This is a genomic window from Arthrobacter sp. Sr24, from assembly GCF_054511175.1.
On sequence record NZ_JBTNDB010000033.1, the window covers coordinates 1 to 25371 of the forward strand.

Annotated in this window: 20 protein-coding genes and 1 pseudogene; 13 read left to right on the plus strand and 8 right to left on the minus strand. The window is 58.3% G+C overall.

Features of this window, described 5'->3' with window-relative positions:
- The first annotated feature begins 304 nt into the window (after positions 1-304).
- The 5 genes from ACX80D_RS16055 to ACX80D_RS16075 all read left to right on the plus strand — a co-directional run bounded on the left by ACX80D_RS16055 (position 305) and on the right by ACX80D_RS16075 (position 6502).
- Entirely contained in the window at positions 305-1915 is a 1611-nt protein-coding gene (locus ACX80D_RS16055; protein ID WP_459323877.1) for a sugar ABC transporter ATP-binding protein, read from the plus strand.
- A complete protein-coding gene (locus ACX80D_RS16060; RefSeq protein WP_459323878.1) occupies positions 1912-2916 on the plus strand; it encodes an ABC transporter permease in 1005 nt (334 codons plus the stop codon). Before ACX80D_RS16055 ends, ACX80D_RS16060 begins: the two co-directional genes overlap by 4 nt.
- A 12-nt stretch (positions 2917-2928) precedes the next feature.
- Positions 2929-3981: an ABC transporter permease gene (locus ACX80D_RS16065; protein WP_459323879.1), complete on the plus strand. Its 1053-nt coding sequence runs from the start codon at positions 2929-2931 to the stop codon at positions 3979-3981.
- 62 nt (positions 3982-4043) lie between these two features.
- The gene (locus tag ACX80D_RS16070) at positions 4044-5201 is read left to right on the plus strand and encodes a sugar ABC transporter substrate-binding protein (RefSeq protein ID WP_459323880.1); all 1158 of its coding nucleotides are present in this window, start codon (positions 4044-4046) and stop codon (positions 5199-5201) included.
- Between the two features lie 719 nt (positions 5202-5920).
- Positions 5921-6502: a recombinase family protein gene (locus tag ACX80D_RS16075; RefSeq protein WP_459323881.1), complete on the plus strand. Its 582-nt coding sequence runs from the start codon at positions 5921-5923 to the stop codon at positions 6500-6502.
- Positions 6503-6917: 415 nt separating this feature from the next.
- Here the strand turns inward: ACX80D_RS16075 and ACX80D_RS16080 are convergent, their stop codons facing one another.
- On the minus strand, positions 6918-8081 hold the full coding sequence (locus ACX80D_RS16080) for a TRAFAC clade GTPase domain-containing protein (protein ID WP_459323882.1): 1164 nt from the start codon (positions 8079-8081) through the stop codon (positions 6918-6920).
- Positions 8082-9147: 1066 nt separating this feature from the next.
- On the opposite strand from ACX80D_RS16080, the gene ACX80D_RS16085 reads away from it, so the two are divergent.
- The 7 genes from ACX80D_RS16085 (at position 9148) to ACX80D_RS16115 (ending at position 18359) form a co-directional block, all read left to right on the plus strand.
- The gene (locus ACX80D_RS16085; protein ID WP_459323883.1) at positions 9148-10236 is read left to right on the plus strand and encodes an SIS domain-containing protein; all 1089 of its coding nucleotides are present in this window, start codon (positions 9148-9150) and stop codon (positions 10234-10236) included.
- Positions 10236-11102, plus strand: a complete 867-nt coding sequence (locus tag ACX80D_RS16090) for a PfkB family carbohydrate kinase (protein ID WP_459323884.1) — start codon at positions 10236-10238, stop codon at positions 11100-11102. The genes ACX80D_RS16085 and ACX80D_RS16090 overlap by 1 nt, the downstream gene beginning before the upstream one ends.
- Positions 11099-13156, plus strand: a complete 2058-nt coding sequence (locus ACX80D_RS16095; RefSeq protein ID WP_459323885.1) for a hydantoinase/oxoprolinase family protein — start codon at positions 11099-11101, stop codon at positions 13154-13156. The genes ACX80D_RS16090 and ACX80D_RS16095 overlap by 4 nt, the downstream gene beginning before the upstream one ends.
- Positions 13157-13162: 6 nt before the next feature.
- Positions 13163-14827, plus strand: coding sequence for a hydantoinase B/oxoprolinase family protein (locus ACX80D_RS16100; protein WP_459323886.1), 1665 nt, complete (start codon positions 13163-13165; stop codon positions 14825-14827).
- Positions 14828-14897: 70 nt separating this feature from the next.
- Positions 14898-16457, plus strand: a complete 1560-nt coding sequence (locus ACX80D_RS16105; protein ID WP_459323887.1) for an ABC transporter substrate-binding protein — start codon at positions 14898-14900, stop codon at positions 16455-16457.
- Positions 16458-16479: 22 nt separating this feature from the next.
- Entirely contained in the window at positions 16480-17433 is a 954-nt protein-coding gene (locus ACX80D_RS16110; RefSeq protein ID WP_459323888.1) for an ABC transporter permease, read from the plus strand.
- A complete protein-coding gene (locus tag ACX80D_RS16115) occupies positions 17430-18359 on the plus strand; it encodes an ABC transporter permease (RefSeq protein ID WP_459323889.1) in 930 nt (309 codons plus the stop codon). Before ACX80D_RS16110 ends, ACX80D_RS16115 begins: the two co-directional genes overlap by 4 nt.
- On the opposite strand, the gene ACX80D_RS16120 is transcribed toward ACX80D_RS16115, so the two are convergent.
- Positions 18353-19456: a LacI family DNA-binding transcriptional regulator gene (locus ACX80D_RS16120; protein ID WP_459323890.1), complete on the minus strand. Its 1104-nt coding sequence runs from the start codon at positions 19454-19456 to the stop codon at positions 18353-18355. The genes ACX80D_RS16115 and ACX80D_RS16120 overlap by 7 nt on opposite strands.
- 91 nt (positions 19457-19547) lie before the next feature.
- Here ACX80D_RS16120 and ACX80D_RS16125 point away from each other — a divergent pair, with 91 nt between their 5' ends.
- Positions 19548-21239, plus strand: a complete 1692-nt coding sequence (locus tag ACX80D_RS16125; protein ID WP_459323891.1) for an ABC transporter ATP-binding protein — start codon at positions 19548-19550, stop codon at positions 21237-21239.
- 608 nt (positions 21240-21847) lie between these two features.
- Here the strand turns inward: ACX80D_RS16125 and ACX80D_RS16130 are convergent.
- The 6 genes and pseudogenes from ACX80D_RS16130 to ACX80D_RS16155 form a co-directional block, all read right to left on the minus strand.
- Positions 21848-22540 (minus strand): annotated as a pseudogene (locus tag ACX80D_RS16130) (type ISP restriction/modification enzyme); the annotation flags it as partial.
- A 174-nt stretch (positions 22541-22714) separates the two neighbouring features.
- Entirely contained in the window at positions 22715-23341 is a 627-nt protein-coding gene (locus ACX80D_RS16135) for a DNA-binding protein (protein WP_459323892.1), read from the minus strand.
- Between the two features lie 146 nt (positions 23342-23487).
- Positions 23488-24051, minus strand: a complete 564-nt coding sequence (locus tag ACX80D_RS16140; RefSeq protein ID WP_459323893.1) for a hypothetical protein — start codon at positions 24049-24051, stop codon at positions 23488-23490.
- Positions 24052-24167: 116 nt separating this feature from the next.
- Positions 24168-24434 carry a ParB family protein gene (locus ACX80D_RS16145; protein WP_459323894.1) on the minus strand — a complete coding sequence of 89 codons (267 nt, stop codon included), beginning with the start codon at positions 24432-24434 and terminating at the stop codon, positions 24168-24170.
- Complete coding sequence (locus tag ACX80D_RS16150) at positions 24427-24723, minus strand: hypothetical protein (protein ID WP_459323895.1); 297 nt, start codon at positions 24721-24723, stop codon at positions 24427-24429. The genes ACX80D_RS16145 and ACX80D_RS16150 overlap by 8 nt, the downstream gene beginning before the upstream one ends.
- A 9-nt stretch (positions 24724-24732) precedes the next feature.
- Positions 24733-25008, minus strand: a complete 276-nt coding sequence (locus ACX80D_RS16155; RefSeq protein ID WP_459323896.1) for a glutaredoxin family protein — start codon at positions 25006-25008, stop codon at positions 24733-24735.
- Between the last annotated feature and the right edge of the window lie 363 nt (positions 25009-25371).

The following is a 25371-nucleotide window of genomic DNA, read 5'->3' on the forward strand; positions in this document are numbered from 1 at the left end:
TCTCGGCTACGGCCAGCACTGGGAATCCCTGCGCAACATCCAAGCCAACCATGGGGACGTGCGCACCAGCATTGAATTCCTCGAGATGCTCGACGCCTCCTAACCCACCCCCAACCCGGCCAGCCCACCGGGTGCGTACTTACTGATCCCTCAGGGACGGGGCGGAACTACTCCGCCCCGTCCCGACCGCAGCGCAGGCCGCAGCATTTTTATTGGCCCGCATGATCAAAGAGGTATGGCCACCTGATGACCGGTCTACCGCGTCGTAGACAACATTTATTTCTTCCACAATGAGGTGGCACACATGCAGTCCGAAACAGAAAAAGCCCCGGGCCCCTCGCCCGTGGCGGACCCCCTTGTCTCCGTGCGGGGAATCAGCAAGTCCTACCCCGGCGTCACAGCCTTGTCCTCCGTGAACATCGACCTGCGTTCCGGGGAAATCCACGGCCTTTTGGGTGAGAACGGGGCGGGCAAGTCGACGCTCATTGGCATCCTCTCCGGCACCAAATCCCCCACCGCTGGCACCATCCGGGTTTCAGGTTCGGAGACCTCCTTTGCCGGTCCCAGGCAGGCCCAAGACCTGGGCATCTCCACCATTCACCAGGAACAGTCCTTGGCGCCAAACCTCACCGCGGTCGAGAACATCTTTCTCGGCCGTGAACTGTCCAAAGGAAAGAAGGGGTTCGGCCGTACCTTGGACAACAAGGCAATGCGCATCAAAATAGAGGCGCTGGCAAAAGATTTCGGTTTCGGGGCCAAGGAACTTGACGTCCCGGTGGAGGCTCTGGGAGCCCTGAAGCAGCACGTCGTCCAAATTCTCAAGGCGCTGGCCTTCAACACCCGCGTACTCATCCTCGACGAACCCACCTCCGGATTGGCCGACCACGAGCGGCATACCCTCTTCGAATACATGCGCCAGCTGCGGGACAGGGGTATAGCCCTGCTTTGGGTGACCCACCGGCTTGATGAACTGTTCGGCCTCGCAGACACGGTAACTGTCCTGCGCGACGGGCAATGGATCGCCACCGTCAATCCTGAGGAAGAGACGGCCGAATCGCTCGTGCGTCTGATGGTGGGCCGTTCCAGCGTTAATCCAGAGGCCGGCCCGGCACAGATGGGCCGGCGCGAAAAGAGATTCCATGGAGAACCGGCGGAGATACTCCGGCTTGATGCTGTTGGCCGCCAGCCGCTCCTCCATGACATTAGCTTGCGCGTTGGCCGCGGAGAGATCCTCGGAATTGCTGGCATCGCCGGAGCGGGACGTACGGAAACAGCCCGGGTCATCTTGGGTGCGGACCGCCTGGATGCAGGACAAATCTACGTCAAAACCAAGGCAGTCTCTATCCCCTCGCCGCGGGACGCCGGCAAGAAGGGCATCGCGTACGTGCCGGAGGAACGCAAGACACAAGCCATTCTCGGTGATTTCTCGGTCGCCAAGAACATCACCATTAGTGACCTCGGGAAAACCTCTATCGCCAGATTTTTTCTGAACAGAAAGGTCGAGACGTCCACGGCCAAGCACTATGTGAAGGACCTGGGCATCAAGACCAGTTCCGAGCAGGAGAAGATCCGCAACCTTAGCGGCGGAAACCAGCAAAAAGCCGTCATTGCCCGATGTCTGTTCACCCAGCCCGATCTGATCATCTTCGATGAACCCACGCAGGGAATTGATGTTGGTGCCAAGGAAGAGGTCTACCGCCTCATCTACGACTTTGCTGACCAGGGAGGGGCGGTGATCGTCATCAGCTCTGAGCTGCCCGAACTCATCCGGGTTTCGGACCGGATTGCCATCATGAGGGAAGGGACGATTGTGGACCAGATCGACAGCACCGGCCGTGATGAGCCGGCATCCGAATCGAGTGAACTGGCCGAGTACATCATTTCCCAAGCCACCCGAGGAGGCGCAGCAGCGTGAGCACCAACAGAAGCCTGAAAAGATTCCTGGCCATCGACGGAGTGGCCGTCACAGTCGTCTTCGTCATCATGTGCGTGGGGTTCGCCATCGCCTCGCCGTACTTCCTGACCTCCGAAAACATCTACAACACCTTCGTTGAATCGGTGTCGGCCATTCTCTTGGCTGCAGGAATGACCTACGTCCTGATCAGCGGAGGGATCGACCTCTCTGTCGGGTCGAATATCGGCCTCAGTGCTGCCTCCACCCTGTTCGTGTCCATGAACGGAGCACCACTGATCGTCGCTGTCGCCGCGGGGCTGGTCACTGGCTTGGTCTTCGGCCTCGTCAACGGATCGCTGATCGCCGGATTGGGGGTGAGTGACTTCATCGTCACATTGGCCACACTGAGCATCGGGGCAGGAATTTTGAAGGTTTTCACCACCAATGAACCCCTGACGGGAACTTCCGACGCCGCTTTGCTGGGCCTCACGAGCGCCAGCATCTTCGGCGTCCCGGCCGGCGTCGTCATCATGGTCATCCTTTTGGTCCTCTTGGAGATCGTCCTCATTCGGACACCCTTCGGCCGCAAAACCTATGCCGTGGGCGTCAATCCCAAGGCCGCCTTCCTGGCCGGCACCAGCGTTCGATCCGTCTCGTTTCAGGTCTACCTGATCTCGGGCATCGTCGCCGGCGCAGCGGGGGTGCTCTTGGCCTCGAAGCTAAACTCCGTCCAGCCCGGCCTCGGTGGCGGGTACGAACTAAACGCGATCGCCGCCTGCGTCATCGGTGGCGTTTCACTGGCTGGCGGCCGTGGCAGCATCTGGCGCGCCGCCGTGGGCGCCTTCTTCCTCTCCGTCCTCAGCCGCGGCATGCAGTTGATCGGAGTAGATCCCCTCTGGTTCCAGATCGTGACCGGGGCCGCCATCGTTGCGGCAGTCGCCTTTGACCGAGGTGCCCAACGCTGGCTGCACACGGTCCGCCGCCCCACCGTTGCCACCACCGCCGAGCCAGTCCACGCCTAGGGAGAATCCAACATGTCCACTTCATTGACGCCCCCGCCCCTGGGGCAGCGCATCGAAAAACTCTTCGCCCAGCCCTCCTCCGGCGTTGCTGCACTGCTCGTCGCCGCCACGGTCGTCATGGCCTTTGTTTCCCCGTCGTTCATCAGCTTCGGCAACTGGGCGAACATTGCCAACCAGATGGTCTTCGTCCTGCTTCTGGCGCTCGGCATGACAGTGGTCCTGATCGTGCGCGGCATCGATTTGTCTGTCGGATCCGTCATGGGGCTCTCTGCCGGTGTTGCGGCCTACCTCATCACACAGGGACTGATCCTTCCCCTGGCCCTGCTGGCGGGAATCGCCTGCGGCGTCGTCTGCGGATTCCTTAACGCACTCATGATCACCAAGCTCGGACTGCCCGACTTTGTTGCGACACTGGCCATGATGGGAGTTGCCCGTGGTGTCCTGTTCCTGTGGACCAAAGGGACGCCATTCACCAACTACATGACCCCCGACTACAATTTGGTGGGCGGCTTGGCAAAGATTATGGGGTTTCTCAGCTTTCCCATCCTCGTTGCCCTCTTAATGTGGGTTCTGGTTTCAGTCCTGCTGCGCCGAACCATCCTCGGACGACATTTCTACGCCGTCGGGGGAAGCCCCGAAGCGGCTAAGCTCTCCGGCGTTCCCGTGGCCCGGGTCCAGGCCTATGCATACATGCTCAGCGGCGGAATCGCTGGCCTGGCTGGCGTCATTCTCGCTGGCAGGACAACCAATGTTGCCCCGACCATGGGTACCGGCTATGAGATCCTCGCCATTGCGGCGGCCATTATCGGCGGTGCCACCTTGGCCGGTGGTCGCGGCCGGGCGTTGGGAGCGGTTCTCGGTGCCCTGACCCTCACGCTCACCACCAACGCCATGAACATCGCCGGCATCAGCTCTGACTGGCAGCAAGTTGCCACCGGACTGATTCTCACACTGGCCATCCTGCTCGACCGCCTCACCGCCCACTTCAAGGAGCGCCAGACCAAGGCCGCCCTGCAAGGTGCCCCCGTTTCCGCAGCAAAAGCACCCGTGGTGCAACCGACATGATTCCCGCCAAAAATGTTTTAGTTCAATCCACCTCAGAGTTCAGCTACCAAGGAGAACCTCCAATGATCGATTCATCCATCAAGTCCGCCGCCGGCAAGCCCATCACCTCACGGCGCAACCTTCTGGGCGCGGGTGCCCTGCTGGGCGCCGCCGGACTCCTGAGTGCATGCACCACACCACCAGGCGGAGAAAAAGCTGCCAGTGGCGCCGTGATGGGTGCAGGGCAGGAGGGCACCCCGGCATACACTGAGGCAATCAAAAAGATCGTCAACGGCAAGCAGCTGCAGGTCGGCTTCACCCCACCGGTCCTATCCGAGTACTACACGCAGATGGAGAACTCGATGTTCATCCGCATGGCCGAACTCGAGGACCTGTACGGGGTGAAGTGGAAGTGGGAGAAGTCATCCCCCACTGGAAACTTCAACGCCGTCGAACAGCAGATCAGCACCGTCCAGACCTGGGCCAGCCGGAAGTTCGACGCCGTACTCATCTGCACCGGCGCCAACTTCGCCACCATGCAGTCGGTGTACAAGAGCGCCATGGATTCCGGAACAGGTATCTTCCAGTTCAATCAGCCCGTGGAGCTGTATCCGATCGATGATGTCAACACCATCTCTAACATCGGCTATGACAACCGGTGGCAGTCGGGCTACATCGCCGGCAAATTTATCGCCGACACCCTTAAGGGGCAGGGTAAGGTCATCAAGATCATGGGTCCGGCCGGTTCGGACTGGACCAAGGCCCGTGAAATCGGCTTCGGCAAAGCCATGGCGGAAAACCCCGGCATCACCGTCGTCGGTAGCGCCGACGGCGGCTACCTGCGGGACAAGGGCCTCTCCGCCGCCCAAGATCTGCTGACCAAATACCCCGACGTCAACGCAATCTATGGCGAAAATGAAGACATGGCCTTGGGCGCATCACAGGCAGTGGACGCCGCCGGTAAGAAACAATGGGACGGCACCGAAGGCATCGTGATCATCGGCGCAGACGGTCTCAAATCTGGCATGGACGCTATTCGTGCAGGAAAACTCACGGCATCCGTCGACGTAAACTCCGTGGACAACGGCCGTCAAATGATCGACATCGTCTTCCAGTCTCTGGCCCTGAAGAACTTCGTGCCCAAGATTTCCAACGTCTCCACCCACCTGGTCACCAAAGACTCGGTCGACGCCTATGCTGCCTACATAGATGGAGTCATGTCTCCGCCCAAGACCTACTGACATCGGCCGGGGACTTCTACATGAAGTGTGATCAAGGGACCAATAGATGAGGTCGGCAGCTCTTCGCTAGGGGGCCGGCGGCAACCACCGGCCCCGGCAATCGGGCGGCAGCGGCCTTTGATGCCACAGCAATTGTTCTCCGGGCCGCGCCGATCCCCCCACGTTCCCCGCTTTCCACCCACCGGACTCCACGGTTTGACAGGACTTGGCGACATCGACACCCGGATTGGAGGTGCCGATGACTTCACGGCAAAGCTCATCCTTGCAGTCTTGGGTATGGGAACGATGTGATCTTGGCAGGCATGCTGCTGGGCTCTCTTTCGTCAGAACAAGGGGTAGAAAACGGGCTGGCACTTGGCGTCCCAAGCCTCCAGCTCGGCCAATTCCAACGCGCAAATCGAACCGCTCCTGCCAGCTGAGTTCACCGATCCAACGTTGTTCCCGCCGTCGAAGCCAGGTTGCGATAGGCGTCAATCTCAAATGTGTGGCAGTCGAGAGGCAGCAGACTTTCCATCAACGTAGCCCGGCGGAGAGTCCTATCAATGGAACCATTGATGGGACATTCAGTCCCCGCTCCCCCGGCCCGACAGTCCGCGCCGCAAATCGCCGGACATCCGCGGGTTGTGTCGATCCCGTAAATTCTCAACAATGTGTCTCAATTTGATATTCTCATTACCAGAGATAAATCGCCTTTGATGGGAAACGGCAGGAGGAGATTCATGACGCGCCTAGGATATGCAAGGGTCAGCACTGCAGACCAGGACACCGAACTACAGATCCGGGAACTGGAAGCCGCTGGATGTGAACGGATATACCGCGACCATGGAATCAGCGGCACCAAAACCACCCGCCCTGAACTGGACAAGATGCTGGACCGCCTCAGCAAGGAAGATGAGGTCGTCGTCTGGAAATTGGACAGGCTAGGACGCAACACCCGCCACCTGCTCGAATTACTCGACGGATTCAAGGCACGCGGCATCAAATTCCGCTCCCTGCGCGATGGCATCGCCACCGACCCCGACAGCGAACTCGGCGGAGCCATGGCCCAAGCCATGATCACCATCATCTCCGCTTTTGCCCAGCTCGAACGCGATCAACTCTCCGAACGCACCAAAGCCGGCATGGCCATCGCCGCTTCCCATGGACGCAAAGCAGGACGCCGGGAAATTACCGCCCACCACGCAAATGTCAAACAAGCCCACAAACTAAAGGAACAAGGTTTGAAACCAGCCGACATAGGAAAAATCATCGGAACAAGCCGAGCCACCGTCTATCGATACCTCAACATGGAACTCACCTGAAGCGGAGACCCCAACCTCGGCAAGAATCGCACAGCCCTTGGCTAAGGACCGCTGGTTGGTGGTTGAGGTCCATCCCAGTGACGAGCGAAGTCATCCTTCACTAGGGGCCATACCAACTGGAACCCATCTTCCAGGGATTTCACTTTGCCCGTCAGTGGAGGGAACAGCACGAACTCATGGGGGATCACTCTGCCTGCCGCATCTCGACGTTTCTCAGGATCGAGGACCCGAAACGCGACAGTGTCTGCGTTTATTTGGAATGCTTCTGCAGTATTCCCAATTCCGGAAAATGCTGCTTCGTAAGCTTCAAGCGGATCTTGCCAATAGGCCGTTCGCAGGAAACGAAATCCCCAAGTCTTCCCTCGAGTGGCCCAAATAAAGACAGCCTCATTCCTCGCTCCACGGCTGTCGGGGGTCACGTGCGACTCCTCAATAGGACCTTTTCACCTTCACCCTGATCCAACTCCATTTGGAATCCTGTAATCGTTTCGGCAAGGAAGTCATGCTTTGCTTTCGCTTCGGCATGCATACCCTGCACTTTGTTCCCTGCGAGATCGAGCACCATCTGCATGAGCGCGGGAGAGACAAAGCGCGCTACCTTTCCAAAGGGACCAGGCAGTCGGGCTAGAAGAATAGGCAGCTTGGCATCACCAATCAACAGAGCAACCGACGAAGCAGCATCGGCCAAATGCTTGGCTACGTCTCCGCCTTTGCGCATCGCGGAGGCCCAGCCCACAAAGCGTGAAAAGGGAAGTATCGCCGCGATCGGAAGGATTAAATCCAACCCCACGCGCTTGGTCACTTCTATCTTCTCGGGCTCGAACCGGGCTGATGAGAGCAGCACAAAATCGTCTCCCACCGACAAGGCCTCAGGCGCCTCTACAAAGGTTGCGATCACCTCTTGCAGTTTGTTCAACTCGGCGCCGGATTTCTCTACGAGAAGATCCCGGAAGCCAGTCACGTCCAAGCCCGGCAACAGATCGGCCTTGGATAGGGCCATCAGCCAGATCCGCGGAAATACCACGAGAGGCTTATTCTCTTGCAGAATGTCGTCACGCAGCTTGAGCAATTGATTATTGATGTTCGAAAGCAGCGATTTGAGATACCGCGCTTCCTCGCCCGCATTGTCGAGAAGCTTCTGGCTATCTACCAAGACGAGTGCGACATCAGAACCTAGCAGAGCTCGAAACGTGTCAATCCGGCGTTCTGCTTCTACTTCGCCATTAGGTTCTTGCTCGAACCACTCACCCGGGTAGTCGTGCCACACAAGGCGCAACTCTTCTGGAGCCTTCTTGGCCCCGACAGCCATCTTGGGTTTGCGTTTGATCGAAAAAGCATATGACGTGGCAGAAAAATGATCGGTCATCGGTAGCGCAGCTGAGTTTTTCATACCGAGGTAGTTCTGATGCAGACGACGACCCTGAGCACTATCGACTGCAAGAAGGTCAAACTGCTCCGTACCCGAAAGTAGCTGCTCTACCGCTAGTCCGTAAAAAGACGACAAGAGCACAGTCTTGCCGCTTCCGCTTTCACCAAATACGGCGATCTGCTGCTGTCGAGCAATTTTAGTGGGCTGCATAGTACGAACTTACGGCACAATGCAGCGATTACAGAACACTGAGATCCCTGCCGTCTGTGTACTCGCCGCTGCCCTTCTCGGTGAACAGCCTATCTACAAGGCCAAGTGCTTCAAGCTGCCGTATCTCGCTCTGGTCCACGGCACTAACCCGCACGGAGCAAACCGCCTGCACTTCGTGTCCAGTCTTCTAAAACCCTCCGTCATTTACGTCCATCTACGGCCGGATGACACCTTAATTGACACAGCTTGGAGGCCATCTCTACCTGTTCTATCGGGCACACCCAGATGGACACATAACGGCGGCCCCGGTGCAGCGAGTTGTCACTCGCGGCATCGGGGACGCCGTGGTTCAGCTACAGCTCAGATCGCTTGGACAGCTATTGGTACAGATGAATCCTGAAAATGACAGCAGGTGGGCGGCGCCAACTAACCCATGTCCGGCTGACCGTCATTCTCGTCCAGCAGATCCGCATGATCTCAAACCCAGTGGACCAGAATCCGTGCGCACCCTCGTATCCGGCGGAGCACGTTTCGTACTTGGCCTGCGATACCTAGTCCACAGCACACTTCAGTTGTCACAATTGATCGAGCCATAATCGATCGATTATGACCTATCCCTAAAGATGAGGCTGCGGCGTCCCGCGTTGATGGACAAGCAGATCGGTGCCAATCAACCAGACAATTGACGTTTCCTGCGGCTTCAAGTTGTCACCAGGTCGTTCATGCAAGGATCTCCCTCACCAAATCGCCGGCACTGTTCTACGCCCATCAACAAAATCCTTGAGCTGCCGTTTGAGATCATCAGTAACGAGGAGGCTCAGATGAGGCGACTGCTTTCCGGACTTGACGCCAAGACCCAAACTGGGATGCCCACCAATTAGTCGGTCTAGCTCGGTTGGGTCCATGCCGGAGCCGAGGAGAACGGACCGACCGTGTGCAGCCTCCCTGGATCCGCGATGAACGATTTCCGATACTTTAACACATTTGAACCGCAAATGAGAGGAAGGTCACTTTTTGGTAACGTTCCCAAAATTAGGTAGACGGGGCCTAATTTCACCTTCAGACTATGAGTATTGCATTTTGGGAACGCTCCCAAAAAGTTTCTAAGCATACTCTCGAACCGAAGGTCTTTCCGATGAACGGCATCATCCCTATTCCCAACGACTTCGAGGCCTGCGTTCAGCATGCCTTGGACCAAGACGAAAAAACACAGGAATTCATCTCTGCAACCTTGGCGCAGGGCATCGAGCGCGTCTACCTCGTGGGCTGCGGCGGCTCGCACTTCGGGACTTACCCAGCATTTGATCTGTTGGACCGCTATGCGGACGGAATCAGCACACAGCGCATCTCCAGCGCGGAGCTGACCAGCCGCAATCCCGTTGGGCTCGACAAGCGTGCCCTTGTCGTGGCCGCATCACACTCAGGCAATACCCCAGAGACCCTCGCCGCGGCCGAGTTCGCCAAGGCGCAGGGCGCCACCGTCATCGGCATCTCCCGTCAGGGCGAGAATGGCCTTTCCCGCGTCGGTGACTTGCATCTTGATTACCCTGACACCATCTCGATCACCGAGCCCAAGCTCGTCCTTAACGAACAAGTTGCACTCGCGTTGCTCGATGGTCTCGGTCAGAGCGAGAAGGCAGCCACCATTCGCGCCTCCATGCCAGCACTCCCGGGTGCGCTGCGAGCAACCAAAGAAGAGGTCGCCGAGGCTGGCGAAAAAATTGCCGATATTCTCGCCGACGCTCCCTTCAACTACATCGTCGGAGCGGGACCGGCTTACGGTATGGCCAAGATGATGTCTTGGTGCTATTTCATGGAGATGCAGTGGATGAACTCCGCGGCCATCAATGGTGCTGACTTCTTCCATGGACCTCTCGAAATGATCGGCAAGGAGATCCCACTCGTCGTGCTTATGGCCGAAGACGAAAGCCGCCAGCTGGGAGAACGCGTCGTACGCTTCGGGGATAAGTATGCGAGTAAGTTTGGTCTCATCGACACATCCACATTCTCGCTTCCCGGTATTTCCGCCGAGGCTCGGCCGGATCTCAGTGTACTCGCCCTGATGAGCGCTGAGCGTCGCGTGCTTGACCACGTAGCCGCCCGCCGAGGGCACGACACGTCAGTTCGCCGATACATGTACAAAGTGGAGTACTAATGCGCCTTTTGGGTGCAGGCGACAATGTCGTCGACAAATATGTAAGCCTGGAGAAGATGTTTCCTGGTGGTAATGCCGTCAACGTCGCAGTATTTGCGTCCAGGCTGGGCGCGGATACAGCGTATATGGGTGTTCTCGGAGATGACGATGCTGGTGCGCTCGTACTCAAGAGCCTTCTCCAAGAGGGCGTCCAAACGGATCTCGTGAGCGTTGTACCCGGGCCCACCGCGTACGCCGAAGTGCGTCACATCGATAACGATCGGGTATTCATCGGATCCGACCGCGGTGTAGCTCTATTTGATCCCACGACGGAGCAGCTAGATGCAATGGCGACGTTTGATGTAGTGCACACGGCATACTCCGGCTCACTTGCCTCTCATACCGCTGCCATCGCTGAGCGTACTTACGTCTCGTTCGACTTTGGTGGTCGGTTCACCCGGGAGTCAGCTTGGCCGCTCCTCCCAAACCTCTATCTCGCGACATTCTCGGCAAGCGACATGAGCCCGGAAGAAGCACGCCAATTGGCTGTAGACGCAGTCGCTGCTGGGGCAGACTACGTGTTGGCCACCTGCGGGAGCGACGGAGCCTTTCTGGCCACAGCTCACTGCGTTCTGTTCCAGGAGGCCGACCAAGTGGTCGTTCGAGACACCCTCGGCGCCGGGGACGCCTTTATCGCCACGGTATTGGTCGGCCTACTCTCACGCCGCGGGTTGGAAGAAACCCTCTCCTCTGCTAGCGCCCACGCCGGCCAAGTCTGCATGGATTACGGCGCATTTGGACACGGTGTCGCTGCCAAGACGAGCACAGCCATGATCGATACCTCCGAGCACGGACTCAAATCTCAAACTAAGGCAGGAAGCATATGACTCTCCGTATCGGAGTTGACACCGGCGGGACGTTTACCGACGTCTGCGCCTTTGACGAGACAACCGGCGCCGTCCATGTGCGGAAGGTGTCGAGTACTCCCGACGATCCTGGGCGGGCGATCTTGCAGGGCGTAGAAGAGCTGCTCGAACAGCTCGGCGGTCGCTCGATCGAGGAGGTTGCTTATTTCGCCCACGGCACCACGGTTGGTACCAATGCACTGCTCACGGGCACCGGTGTGCGTACCGGGTTGATCACTACACGCGGCTTCCGTGACCTGCTGGAACTAGGCCGTGGACGTCGCCCCCACATGTACAATCCGCAGTCGGACAAACCAATCCCGTTTGTCCCTCGTGAGCTTCGTCTTGAGGTGACCGAACGAGTTCGGCACACCGGGGCCGTCGAAACACCGCTCGATGAGAACGAGGTGCGGGCGGTCGTCCGTGCGCTAAAGGATCAGGACGTGGAGTCGATCGCTGTTTGTCTGCTTTACAGCTATCTCGTGCCGGCCCACGAGCAGCGTATCGCCGAGATCATTCGTGAGGATTTCCCTGAAGCCTACATCTCCCTCTCCTCCGAGATCCTGCCGGAGTTTCGCGAGTATGAGCGCCTGTCTACTGTTGTTACCAATGCATATATCGGTCCGGTTGTCTTCCGGTACCTGGCTCGGTTGCGAGAAAAGCTCGTGGCGAACGGTCTGCGTGCGGTGCCCCATGTGACGCAGAGTAACGGCGGTGTCATTCCCTTTGAAACTGCCGAAGCCATGCCTGTTCGTCTGGTGTTATCCGGGCCGAGCACCGGCGTTGTCGGTGCGGCTCAGATTTGCGCTTCGGCGGGCTTCCCCAACATCATCACCTTCGATATGGGAGGCACATCCTCGGACGTGTCCCTCGTTCAGAATGGGGAGCCTAAGGTTACGGCGGGAATGGAACTCGACGGACGTCCGATCCGTTCTCCCATGCTGGATATCCACACGGTTGGCGCTGGTGGCGGGTCGATCGGCTGGATTGACACCGGAGGGCACCTACGTGTGGGGCCGCAGAGCGCTGGAGCCTTCCCCGGGCCAGCGTGCTACGGAAACGGCGAGGATCCCACGGTCACCGATGCCAACGTTGTTCTCCAGGTTCTCAACCCGGAGTATCTGCTGAATGGTCAGATGAAGATTGACCGAAACGAATCGATACGCGCGCTCAAGTGTGCGGGAGATCCGCTGGGCCTCAGTACCGAAGAGGCTGCGCTGGGAATGCTCCGTGTGGTCACCGCGAACATGGCACGCACGATCCGCGTCATTTCGGTACAACGTGGATACGATCCTCGTGATTATGCACTCGTCCCCTTCGGCGGCGCCGGTCCGTTGCACGCGTCTCGGCTCGCCCGGGAGCTCGGAATTCAAACCGTCGTCGTTCCGGAAACCCCCGGTGCCCAGTCGGCCATGGGGCTGCTAATGACGGATATCAAGACCGACTTCATGCGCACACACATTGCTCGGGTCGCTCCTGATCAGGGTGAACAGCTGGAGTCCGTGTTCGCCGAACTCAGCGAGCGAGCGGTCGAATGGTTTGAGGAGGAGGGCATCCCTGCAGAGGGCCGCCAGATTCTGCGTCGGATTGAAATGCGTTATGCGGGACAGAACTTCGAGCTATCTATCGACGTCCCCTCGGCTGGTACTGCAAGTCCCGAAGCCATCTCCGAGATTATTGAGTCCTTCCACAAGGCACACGAGCGTGTTTACGGATACCGCACGCCCGAGGCCATCACTGAAGCCGTGACTTTTCGGATTCAAGCCGTCGGGTATGCGCCCAAGGTGGAGCTTCACACGAGTGAACCCGACGCCGCTGATGCAACCAAGGCGATCATCACGACACGTGAGATCTACTTTGAAGCCGAGCAGGGATTCCGTCCGTGCCCGGTCTATGAGCGGAGCCTTCTAGCTCCGCGAAACCGCATCGAGGGGCCCGCCGTCATCGAACAGATGGACACCACGACAGTTCTGCTCCCCGGCGACATCTGCGTCGTCGATGATCTTCGCAACCTCGTCATTGAGATCGGAAAGTGACCCATCATGTCTAACGAAACCTCCGCACCTACGCCCGTACTGGACGCGGTGCTCATCGAAGTCATCGGTTCGGCGCTCTCCACGATCGTTGAAGAAATGAGTGAGACTCTCGTCAAGGCCGCATTCTCCCCGAACATTAAAGAGCGCCGCGACTGTACCGCCGGACTCTTCGATGCAGAGGGACGCGGCGTCGCTCAGGACGAGGGCGGTTCGCCACTGCACCTCGGCTCTTTGATGGGCATCGTCTCGGCTATCCAAGATCGTTTTTCGGCCAACGAGATATTGGCGGGCGACATCTTTATCGGCAACGATCCCTACACTGGCGGCGGATCGCATCTCCCTGATATCGTGCTCGCCGCACCGATCTTCGTCGATGGTCAGCTCGCGGCCTGGGCAGCGACGCTCGCACACCATGCTGACTTCGGCGACCGCGGACATGCCCACATTTTTCAGGAGGCCATTCGGATCCCCCCCCTGCATCTCGTGAAGGGTGGTGATCGCCAGCATGAGCTGCTGGAACTGATCCTGCTCAACTGCCAGGTACCGGAGGAACGCAAAGCGGACCTCCGTGCGCAGGAGGCTGCACTGCGGGTTGCCGTTACCCGTTATTCAGAGCTGTGTTCGCGCTATGGCCGCGAGACCATGACCGCGGCTTCCAATGAGCTGCTTGATTACACTGAACGTCGTACCCGCGCAGCGATCGCCGAGTTCCCGGACGGCGAGTACTTCTTTGAGGACCTCTTCGACTGTCCCGAGCTTGACGACCAGCTGACCCTCCGGGTCCGCATAGTAGTGTCGGGCGAGGAGATGCTCTTCGACTTCGCTGGAAACCCGCCACAGGTTCGGGCAAGCGTAAACGTTGTGTGGACAGGCCTATATGCGGCTGTGTACTACACGTTGAAGACGCTGATCGATCCTGACATTGCTCCCAACGCAGGGCTCTACCGACCGGTGACGATTGAGGCTCCGCGGGGATCGATCGTAAACTGCGAGGCACCAGCCGCAGTGAACGGTCGAAGTGAGACTTGCCAACGCATTGTCGACCTGATTCAAGGGGCACTGGCAGACGCGATCCCCACCCGGGTAACAGCGGCAAGCAATGGAGCGAATACCGGCGTGCACTTCTCCGGTCACGACGCCGCTCGAGGACGCGATTTTGTTTATCTCGAAACTATCGGTGGCGGTAGCGGGGCGCGCTTCAACAAAGACGGAATGGACGGCGTGCAGGTGCACATGACCAACACATCCAACCTACCGGTTGAAAGTCTTGAGGCCGAATACCCCCTAATAGTGGAAGCCTACGAGCTCATTGATAACTCGGGTGGCATAGGCGAGTACCGTGGCGGGCTAGGAATCCGTCGTACGGTTCGTGTCGAGGCCCCAGACATCCACTTCTGGCTCGACACCAGTCGGCAGAAATCCCAGCCCTGGGGCTTGTTTGGAGGTGGTGACGGAGCCTCGGCCGACTGTCGCCTGAGTGAAGACGCCCGCCCAATCGACCACGGCTATTCTGTCCTTCAGTCGGGGCAGACTGTCTCAATTGAAACAGCCGGAGCCGGGGGATACGGAGATCCCGCGCTGCGAAGCGCGGCGGACGTCGCGACCGACCTTGCACAGCAAAAGATCGATAAAGAAACGGCCGCTGAGTATGACCAAAGGAGAAGCCTGTAACAACCCTCGCAGTGCGACCACACACCCGTGTGGTCGCACGATTAATACACAAGTGAATTGGACAATAGGAATGCAACCTAAGAAGAACCTTCTGCGCACCGCGATCATCGCGATTGCAGCAAGCTCGCTCCTCCTGAGCGGCTGCACGTCCTCGGGCAATGATGGCTCCGGAGACGCAGCATCAGATCAAAGCTTGAAAATCGGGCTGTCTGCCGACGTTGCGGATCTGAAGCCCGCACGTGACCAGGGAGCCGCAGCAATGATGCTCGATACCCTGATCCATCGTGGTCTTCTCGCCTACGACAAAGATGGAAATGTGGTTCCGGCTCTGGCAGAGTCGTTCGAGCAGCTAGACGATACTAGCTATAAGTTTGTGCTTCGTCCGAACCTGACCTTCCAAGACGGCTCTGCGCTCACCAGCGCCAACGTCAAGAAGAGCCTGGAGTACCTAGCTACCGCCGAGAGTGGATCGAAAATCTACTCGGCAATAAAGGAACTTGACTCAGTAGAGACGCCAGACGAGCTCACCGCCGTGGTGAAGCTAAAGTCCAAAAACGTGGCATTACCGGAGTATCTCGCAGACACAACAGCCGCAATCCTTCCAGATCAGGCCTTCGAGGCAGAAGGCACCAGCTGGATAGGGGCCGGCCCCTTCAGCCTTGAAAAGACAGACAAGGGAATCGCCTTCTCCCTCGTCAAGAACGAACAATTCTACGACGCCAGTAACGTCGACCTAACTGCCATCGACCTCACCATCTACGCCGATGGCGCGGCACGATCCAACGCACTGATCGCCGGCGACGTCGACCTGATCGACTTCGTGCCATGGGAGGACTTTAGCCGCGTCGAGTCCACACCGGGGCTGGTCCTCGACTCGACAAGCGGGCCGTTCATGTACGTTCACTTTAATGTGACCGACGGACCGTTTGCGGATGATCGTGTTCGTCAGGCGGTGGCGTTAACGGTCAACCGTGAAAACGTTGCCTCCGCCGCGTTCTCCGGCCAAGCAGCGATCATCGCAGGTGCGCCCATCCCCGAGTCAAGCTCCTTCTTTAACAAGGAACTTGCCAACGGTTGGACCACCGACGTGGATAAGGCCAAGTCGCTGCTCGCAGAAGCCGGTTATGCCGACGGCTTCAAAGCGACTCTACTCACGTCCTCCCAGTACGCCTTCCACCAAGACTCGGCGCTCTCCGTACAAGCAGACTTGGCAAAGGTCGGGATCACCGTGGACCTTGACTCTCCGGACTGGGCAACCCGCCAGGAGAAGGCCCTCGCCGGAGAATATGATCTCGCGATCGCCGGTTCCGCAGGCGTCGTCAACGACCCCTCATTCTTATCCAATTTTGTGACCGGTCCGGCCGCGAACAACCGCTCCTTCGGATTCGACGATCCGGAACTCAACTCGCTCCTGACCGATGGTCTAGGTGCCGCGAATGAATCCGAGCGTAAGGAAGCCTACGATAAGGTGCAGAAACGCATTCTCGAAACGGTTCCATTCGCGAGCCTCGTCGGACGTAATCAAGCCTTCGGCTACAACGAGAAGGTAACCGGCTTCAGTAACATCCCAGGCTTCCTAACATTCCTGTCGGGTTACACGCTCGCCAGCACGTCCATAAGTTCCAAGTAATCCCCCAATAGAGGACTCGTTCATGATTCGTTTCATTCTGAAACGGTGCGCCATCGGTCTTGTGCTGGTGTGGATCGTACTCACCCTCATCTTCCTGGCGCTGCATATGGTGCCGGGCGACCCGGCGGCGCTGCTATTGAGCGGGGAGGGCGCGGGCGCACCGACCCCGGAAGCTCTCGCACAGGTACGCGAGCGGCTTGGACTCAACGATCCGTTTCTGGTTCAATACTGGCATTATCTCAGCGGACTGGTCCAAGGTGACTTGGGTTCTTCTTTCCGGGATGGTAGCCCGGTAGTTGGATTCATCGCTTCCCGGTTGCCAAACACGCTAGAACTTGTCCTCATTGCTGCACTCATTGCCGTGGTCGTCGGGGTTCCTCTCGGAGCACTGGCGGCCCGGCGTGGCGGAGTCATAGACACGGTTGTTTCGCTGGTAACCACGGTCGGACTGGCAGTTCCGGTGTATGTGATCGGAACCGTATTCGTGCTGGTTTTTGCGCTGAATTTTGGCTGGTTTCCGGCTGGTGGTTTTGTTGCTTTAGGCGACGACCCGGGCGGTCATCTCCTCCGCATTATGCTCCCAGCAATCGCCATCTCGATGGGTATTACAGCTGTTCTGGCACGGATGACCAGATCTTCCGTACTCGAAACCATGGGTCAGGACTGGGTTCGCACAGCACGTTCAGTCGGCCTTAGCCGTTCTCAGGTTTTCCAAGGCCATGTGGTCAGGAACTCACTAAACCCGGTGGTCACTTCCTTCGGCCTGGAGGTGGGCACGCTGATCGGCTCCACGGTGTTGATTGAACGTGTATTTAACTGGCCTGGGCTGGGGTCGCTGCTCGTAGATGCCGTTCTCCAGCGTGATTATCCTATCGTGCAGGGCGTCGTCATTATCATCTCCGTTCTGTTCATCGTGATCAATATCTTGGTTGATGTAAGTTACGGGCTTCTTGACCCGAGAGTGAGGCAGTCATGAGTTCCATACCAACATCCGATAAGCCGCCAACAAGCGGAAATGACACAGTTGCGATCACGGTTGCCCCAGATTCGCGGTCAGCTTCACCCAACCGACTGCGCGCTGCGTTGTCTCCGTTGCGCATCATCGCGGCTATTTTTGTGCTTCTCATCGTTCTCGCCACGATCATGGCCGACTGGCTCGGTCTTGCTGATCCTGCCGAGCAGAACATCGTGAATAAGCTCCTGCCGATCGGTTCTCCCGAACATCCACTGGGCACTGATCAGTTCGGTCGCGACCTACTGTCACGACTAATATTTGGCGCCCGAATCGAACTCGTGGTGGCGCTCGGTGCTACCTCAATTGCAGTGGTCTTGGGTACGTTCCTTGGTCTGGTCGGAGGATTCTATGGCCGCTGGGTCGAGACAATCACGATGCGTTCCGTCGATGTGATTCTCGCCTTTCCACCGATTATTCTCGCTCTGCTCATTGTGACCATTTACGGCCCTGGCATCCTTACGCTGATCGTGGTGATGGGTTTACTCTTCGCACCCGCGTACGCCAGGCTGACCTACGGACAGGTGATGACCGTTCGACATTCTGAATACGTCGAAGCCTCTCAGGTGTTCGGTGCAACCAAGTGGCGGACGCTGCTGTCAGTGGTCTTGCCCAACGTAGCCGCACCGATCATTGTTCAGCTTCCACTCACACTGGCTTCAGCGATCCTCTTGGAGTCTGGCCTGAGCTTCCTCGGCCTAGGAGTGGTTCCGCCTACTCCCTCGTGGGGATTGATGGTGGCTGACGGTCAGCGCTTCATGATGGAACACCCCGAGCAGATTCTGCTCCCGTCGATCATTATCGCGCTGACGATCCTTGCGTTCGGCCTGCTTGGCGACGTGTTGCGGGACTGGTTGGATCCACGACGTGCCATTGCGAGGAACTATTGATCTGGGCCCAAGCCTCGCTGTCCGATTTTCACCGGTTGGGCCGTCGAGTCACGGATAATGAGTTTTGCCGGCAAAAGAATGTCACCGAGTTGTGCCTCAGGGTGCCGAATCTTTTCGATCAAACAAGTGGCCGTTGTGGCTCCGATCCGATAGCGTGGCTGGCTCACCACGGTGACCGCTGGGCGAACCATCGTGGACCACTCCTGGTCATCGAATCCCAAGAAAGATACGTCGGCGGGGTAGCGCAGACCGAGTTCGAGAAGCGCATGGTAGGCACCAGAAGTCAGCACCGAATCGGTACCGTACAGAGCGGTAATTCCGCTGACGCTGCCGAAGCGCTCTCGCACGGCGGTCGCCGCATCGACACTGTCATACTCGGCGTGGATCACCAGGTCAGGGTTCACATCCAGGTTTCGGGCATCGAGCGCTCGAAGATAGCCAAGGAGTCTCTGGATGGAGGGCCGCAACAGGCGGGGATCACCGTCAAAAGAACGGACCTCTTCGAGCTGGTTCCCTGCCTCCGTCACGATGGCGATGCGGGTGTGACCAAGTCCCAAAAGGTGTTCCGTAGCAAGCAACGAGGCGGAGATGTGGTCAAGGGATACGAGTGGAGTCGTACTGCGCTCTGGGCCACGGCGATCGAGGAAGACCAAGGGCAGCTTGCTTTCTCGGAGCGCATCGATGGCTCTAGATTTTTCCTGGAATACGGGTGCGATGATCAGCCCGTCGACTCGTTTTTCATCGAGGAGGGCCAGGGACCGAGTCTCGATATCGACATCGTTGTCGGTATTGCTAATAATCACCTCGAAGCCAGCAGTTCGTGCGGCATCGCTCAGGCCACGCACAACCGTCGAAAAGAACGGACTGGCCACATCGGGAATTACCACGCCGATGGTCTTGCTCGAGCCCGACACCATGGCCTTGGCAAGAGCGTTCGGGGTATATCCAAGTTTCTTAGCGGCTGCCTTTACCTTCTGGTGAGCCGATTGGCTGGCCGAACCTTGGCCAGCCAGAACCCTGCTTGCGGTGGACTTAGATACACCCGCTTCATTGGCCACGTCGATGACTGTCACCGAATGGCGGTTGAGGTGAGCCACAGCGGGGAATCCTCACAGTCGTATTGTCGCAATGAAGTGTTTTGGCTAACTGTATCAAAGTTCGACATAGCCTCATTAGAAAGGGCATTAAATGAGCAATTTCCCCGTTAACGTGGTTTCTGCATCGACGGAACGCCCCGATCAAATCGTTCTCAGCTTGGATCGAGTTTCGGTGTCCTTCGGCGTCGGCGACCGCGCTATCCCCGTTACCCAAGAGGTGAGTCTTAATCTTCATCGCGGGGAAACACTCGCCCTCGTGGGGGAATCAGGTTCAGGAAAAAGTGTAACCGCGATGGCCATGCTTGGTCTTCTTCCAGGCAACGCCCATGCAACCGGTAGCATAAAATTTGGTGAAACCGAGATGATTGGCGCGTCGGAAGCGACCCTACGCGAGGTACGTGGATCACGCATCGGTGTTATTTTCCAGGAACCGATGACGGCATTGAACCCCGTTTATAAGATTGGTACCCTCATCGGCCAGGCCCTCCAGAGCCAACGCAAACGCCCCGCCGCCGAAGCCCGGGCGCGCGCCTTGGAACTACTAAAACTCGTCGGAATGCCCGATCCGGAGCGGCGGATCGATTGCTACTCGCATCAATTGTCCGGCGGGCAGCGTCAACGAGCAATGATCGCCATGGCCATCTCAGGCGACCCTGAAATTTTGATCGCTGATGAACCCACGACGGCTCTAGACGTCACGGTTCAAGCAGATATTCTCGCTCTTCTGAAGTCACTTCAGACATCAATGGGCATGGCTATGATCTTCATCACTCATGACATGGGGGTCGTGGCCGAGGTTGCCGACCGAGTGTGCGTGATGCGGTCTGGATCCGTAATCGAACACTCCGACGTATTTGCACTTTTTGTTGCACCTAAGGAGCCATACACTCGTCAGCTGTTGGCCGCCGTTCCACGGCTGGGTGTCGGTGCACCGATTGCCAATTCACTGACCGAGAGCGATTCTAAGCATCCGGTAGTACTTAAAGTGCGAAACCTCGAAGTGCGCTATCCGGGGCAGTTCCGCACCCCCGGATTCCTCGCCGTCAACGGGGTGTCCATTGATGTTGAACAGGGCGAAATTGTGGGCCTCGTGGGCGAATCTGGCTCCGGAAAGAGCACCATAGGACGGGCCATCCTTGGACTCACTGCAGTTTCGTCGGGGGCCGTGAGCCTCGATGGTACGAACTTGGCGGACCTACATGGACCCGCCGCACGCAAGGCCCGTCGGGCCCTGAGCATCGTATTCCAAGATCCCGCCTCCTCGCTGAACCCCAGGGCCACGATAGGTCAGAGCATCGTGGAGCCGCTTGCACGATACGGTATCGTACGCGGCCGATCGGCACTGCGCACTCGGGCAGAGACTCTACTTGATCAAGTGCAGTTACCAAAGGCGTGGGCGAGCCGTTTCCCTCACGAGCTCTCCGGCGGCCAGCGGCAACGGGTTGGTATCGCCCGGGCCATTTCAATGGAACCCCGGCTCCTCGTGGCCGATGAGCCGACCTCGGCACTAGACGTGTCCGTACAGGCCGCAGTTTTGAAACTATTTCAGGAGCTACAGCGAGAGTTGGGCTTCTCTTGCCTGTTCATCAGTCATGACCTTGCGGTGGTAGAAATGCTGGCAAAGCGTGTTGTCGTACTGCGGCAGGGTGCGGTCGTGGAATCAGGACCGGCACATCAGATTCTGACTCACCCAGCCGAGGACTATACGCGCCGCTTGGTGGCCGCAGCTCCGATACCAGACCCGCTTGTACAGAAGGAGCGAGCAGCGCTCCGACTAGTTTGATAGCGATAACCCTCGTTGAGGGCAGTGGCGGGAAGACGGTAGGCCTCTGGTTCCGACAGAACATAAGCGGCCATGACTAACAAGTCTAAGACGCAGATCGTCGTGTTGTTGGAGGAATGGTGCTCGTTTGGTTAGTGGATGCCTATGGTCAGGATGGGCGTGCCGTCCTTGGACAGCACATGGAAATGCAGGGAAATGATGCAAAGAACTTGTCGATTGAGACGAGTGCCGTTCCGACTGTTGCTCCGAAAAGCGACGCGACATTCAAGGACATGGCGGGCCTTCTCGATCGTTCTATGCGAACAACCCACCAGCCCTTGGACCTCGCAAGTAGTCCCGCACCAGCTTGGACATGATGTGTCGGTAATCAGCCATTACAGTCGGTTTCCTTTCACCAACCACGACGCCAATGTCGTGGTTGAAAGCCATCCTCACCCGCTGCAGCCGAAAGCGCTACTCGATACCCCCACGTGCCACCAAAAACCACTCTATATAGACCTTTTTGGAGAGCCAGATGGAGAAGATCAAGGTGGATGGAACCGTTGAAGATGCGATCGCCTATGAACTTGACGGGCGCATTACTCATTGATGCTGCCATGCTCTTTTCGTCATAGCTCAACGATCTCTAGTGAGGGCAGAGCCGCGACGATCTTATTGGTCTCCATGGAAACAGTGACGATGCGCTTGATCAAGTCAACGATGTAACGGGGATTACCGATCTCTTTGGAGTAGTCATTGGGATCGTTGGAGATATGTGAATCCTTATGCCTGGTGACTTGGTATCGGTCGAGTATCCATTCCAATGCTGATTTCCCGTTGACCTGGTACTCGTATGCCTCATCGGGAATTCCGACCAGGGTGATGTTCCCGTTGTAGATAATCTTGCTTCGGTCTTTTCGGCTGCCGAAGGAAAGCTTCCTGACCTGGTAAAACTCATATTCATCGCCCACTGTGCCAGAGCTGACTTCCTCCAGCGGGTACGGCTGAACGGCCTCATAGTTCAGGTGCAGGTCAGCAAGTTTCCGGCCTGCACCACTGAATCCCCAGAAATCCTTGACCTTGGGAATACGAGGCAACATCTTCATGAGATCCGCCTTGTATTGTTCCTTGTACACAGGACTGTGCAACAAGCCATAGACGTAGTAGAAAACATCTTCCTTGCCGAGTTTAGAGTCCTTGTAGAACTCTCGGTACGTAGCCAGCGTGGCTGCGGTGATATTGTCCTTGCGCCGATAACCATTGATGACGGTGGATGTCTGCTCGGCGAAGAGGTCACCCTGAGTTTCGGCTGATACAGCCTCGTATGTGTATAGGTGTCAAGGGCCGGCAGTTCGGCCCCACCATGGACACGAACCCTCACCACAGCGGAGCTGGACCACTCCGACAAAGCAGAGCAGCCGGCCTCGTCGCCGCGACCTGACACTTTATTCACTCTGCAGACCCGGCGAATCTGGTGCAGCAACACCGTCATCGCACTAGTTCTTCTTTGGTTCCGCACTCGGCGGTACGGCCTTCGGCTCCTGGACTGGCTGGATCCGGGCAATGAGAGCATCCTGGGTTTTCTGCAGAGTGGTGATGGTGGCGCGGGCTTCTGCGAGCTGGCTCTTGAACTCCGCAACCTCGTCGGCATGACCGCGCGCCGCCAAGGCCAATTGTTCGCGGGCCTCTGTCGCAGCGGCGGCGTTGTCGCGGGCCGCCTGGTTGCTTTCCTCGACCTGGGTCCGCAATTCTTTGATGGCCTCTCGGTGGGTGCGGGCGGCGGTGTCGAGGTCGGTGGCGAGCTCGTTGATTTCACGGTCCTTATGGGCCTTCTCGTCCCGCCAGGCTTTTTCGATGATCGCGTGCTCTGCCGTGGCGGTGCGGACGGCTTCCTCCCAGACGGTGCCGGCAAGCCGCAATGCTTGTTCAGTGATGGTGGCCGGGGTGGCGGCGATCTTGGACCCGGCGCTGTCGCGCTCGGCCCGCCATTCCTTCAGGAACCTGGTGGCGTCCGCGTTGGACACGCCGGCGGCTTCGCGCACGGTGGCGACCGTGGGGTTGCGCTCGGCGCTGATGCGCTCGGCGGCGGCGTACACGCGACCCTTGACTGACTGTTCGGCCACGGCGGCTCTCCTTAATAGTAATCGTAGTAGTAATACTACTACGATTACTACTACAGGAACACCGGCTCGCCGCCTGAATTTGAAGGTTCCCCCGCCGTCGGCCGTGCCAGCACTGGGTGCCCGCCGCGGCCGCGTCTGCTGCCTGCTTAGCGGGCGCCAAGGGCCATAGTGGGTGTGCCGTCGGCGGCCCGCAGCGGGTGGAAGCCACGGCGGGCGTAGATGGCTCTATGGGCCTCACTGCGCGCTTCGGTGTAGAGCGGGGCCCCTACCGGGACCACGCGTTCTATGGCTGCCCTGGCGAACGCGAGGCCTTGACGGGTTTGCGGGTACATGGCGAGGTAGGAGACTTTGTAGGCTTCCCGCCCGGGCAGTTTTGCTCTCCATTGACGGATGGCGTGCGCGTTCCGTGCGGTCCGGCGTGGGTGCATCTCCCTGAGTGCGGGGATGACGGCTGGCAGCAGAAGCAAAAGGATAACGACCAAGGCTCCCCCGCCGGCCTTCATGATCACCAGGAGGCCCTGCAGTCCGGCCGTATCGGCCGTGGAGACCCACGCGGACAAGGCGGTGACCGCTACGACACAGAGGCCAACTGGTGCCAGCCATGTCCACCCAGCCAGCGGTTTTTTGTGTTCGATGGCAATGATCGCTTTCTGTTCCCCATGCCACAGCCGGCCGCGACAAGCCAGCAGGGCCAGGGAGTAGAGATGCATCAGGTACTGGCCTTGGGCGCGGCGGCGGAGGTCGACGGTCCCTGTTTCGACGGCGAAGGCTTACGCAGCAATCCAGGCCAGAGCCGGGATATTACGAAGGCGGGCCCGTTCGATCCTCACGTTGTGCCGTGGTGTTCTGTGCTGTGTTCGCCCCGCGTGCGTCGTCCAGAGCGCAGGCTCCCCGGCCCGGCTCCGTCCCAGGGCCTGGCATTGTTGTGCTTGCGCTGGAGGCGCCGGACTTCCTTCAGAGTGGCTGCCTCGATCAGCTCAGAAATCGAGGCATAGCCCTCGAGGTGGCCTGCGGCCAGGAAGGCTGCCCGGACCTGGTCCGCATCCGTCGTGGTGAAGTAGGGGGCGAAGGATGAGGGCTTCTTCTTACTCATGGTCTTTCGTCTCCCAGAGAACTGGACCACCCTGATAGCTGCCGATACGGGTGTTGTTCCTGGCCCGGCGGACCTCGGCCATGGTCATCGTGTTGGCCCGCTCCGCCACGATATGGTCTTGGCACTGTTCGAGGATGATCTTTCTTCGGGCGATAAGATCGACCATTGCTTCCATGCCGTCCCGTTCGTCCTGATGCCCATGACCCAAACCCAACTCGTAGCCGTTCATCCAGATCCGCCAGGCCAGCCGGTCGCGGAGAATGAATTCAACCAGCTCTTCCTCATCCATGCCACTGCCCTACTCGCCCGTGCCGGTTGCGCCAGCCACGGTGGAAGCGTGCAGGGCGGCCACCTGATCTATGCAGTCCGGACGGAGGCCGGCCCAGTGGAAGTGATCATCCACCACAACCACAGGGGCCTGGGAGTAACCGAGCTCTTCACTGACGTACTCCAACGCGGCCGGCGTGCTCGTCAAGTCAACATCCTGAAAAGGGACTCCCAGAGCGGTGAACTTCTCGGCCGTCTTGCGGCATCCGAAGCATCCGGGCTTTGAATAGAGGGTGATTCTCAGCATGGTCAGTACCTGGTTTCGTATCATCAAAAAGTTTCGTTCGCCTGTGCTGCTGTATACCTCTAATTATACTCTTCATTCATATGAATAAACAGGTGTTTTAGCCCTACAATTCAACGAACTTGACCAGCAATTACCCACTGCTTTCGATGTCGTTTCTGGCGTGCGCGACGGCAGGTAGGTGTGGGGCAAGAACGGATAGAACCTCGCTGGACGTCCCCCAGACGCCTGAAAACTCTCCACCACCGTTGGTTCCTGTGCCTGGCCAACTAGTCCTGCCTCCGCCCTGGTGTCGTCATTGCTGAAAAATACCTCCGCCCTCCGACGGTGAGACGGCCTCGTTAGTCTTGGACCATGGGGAACTTG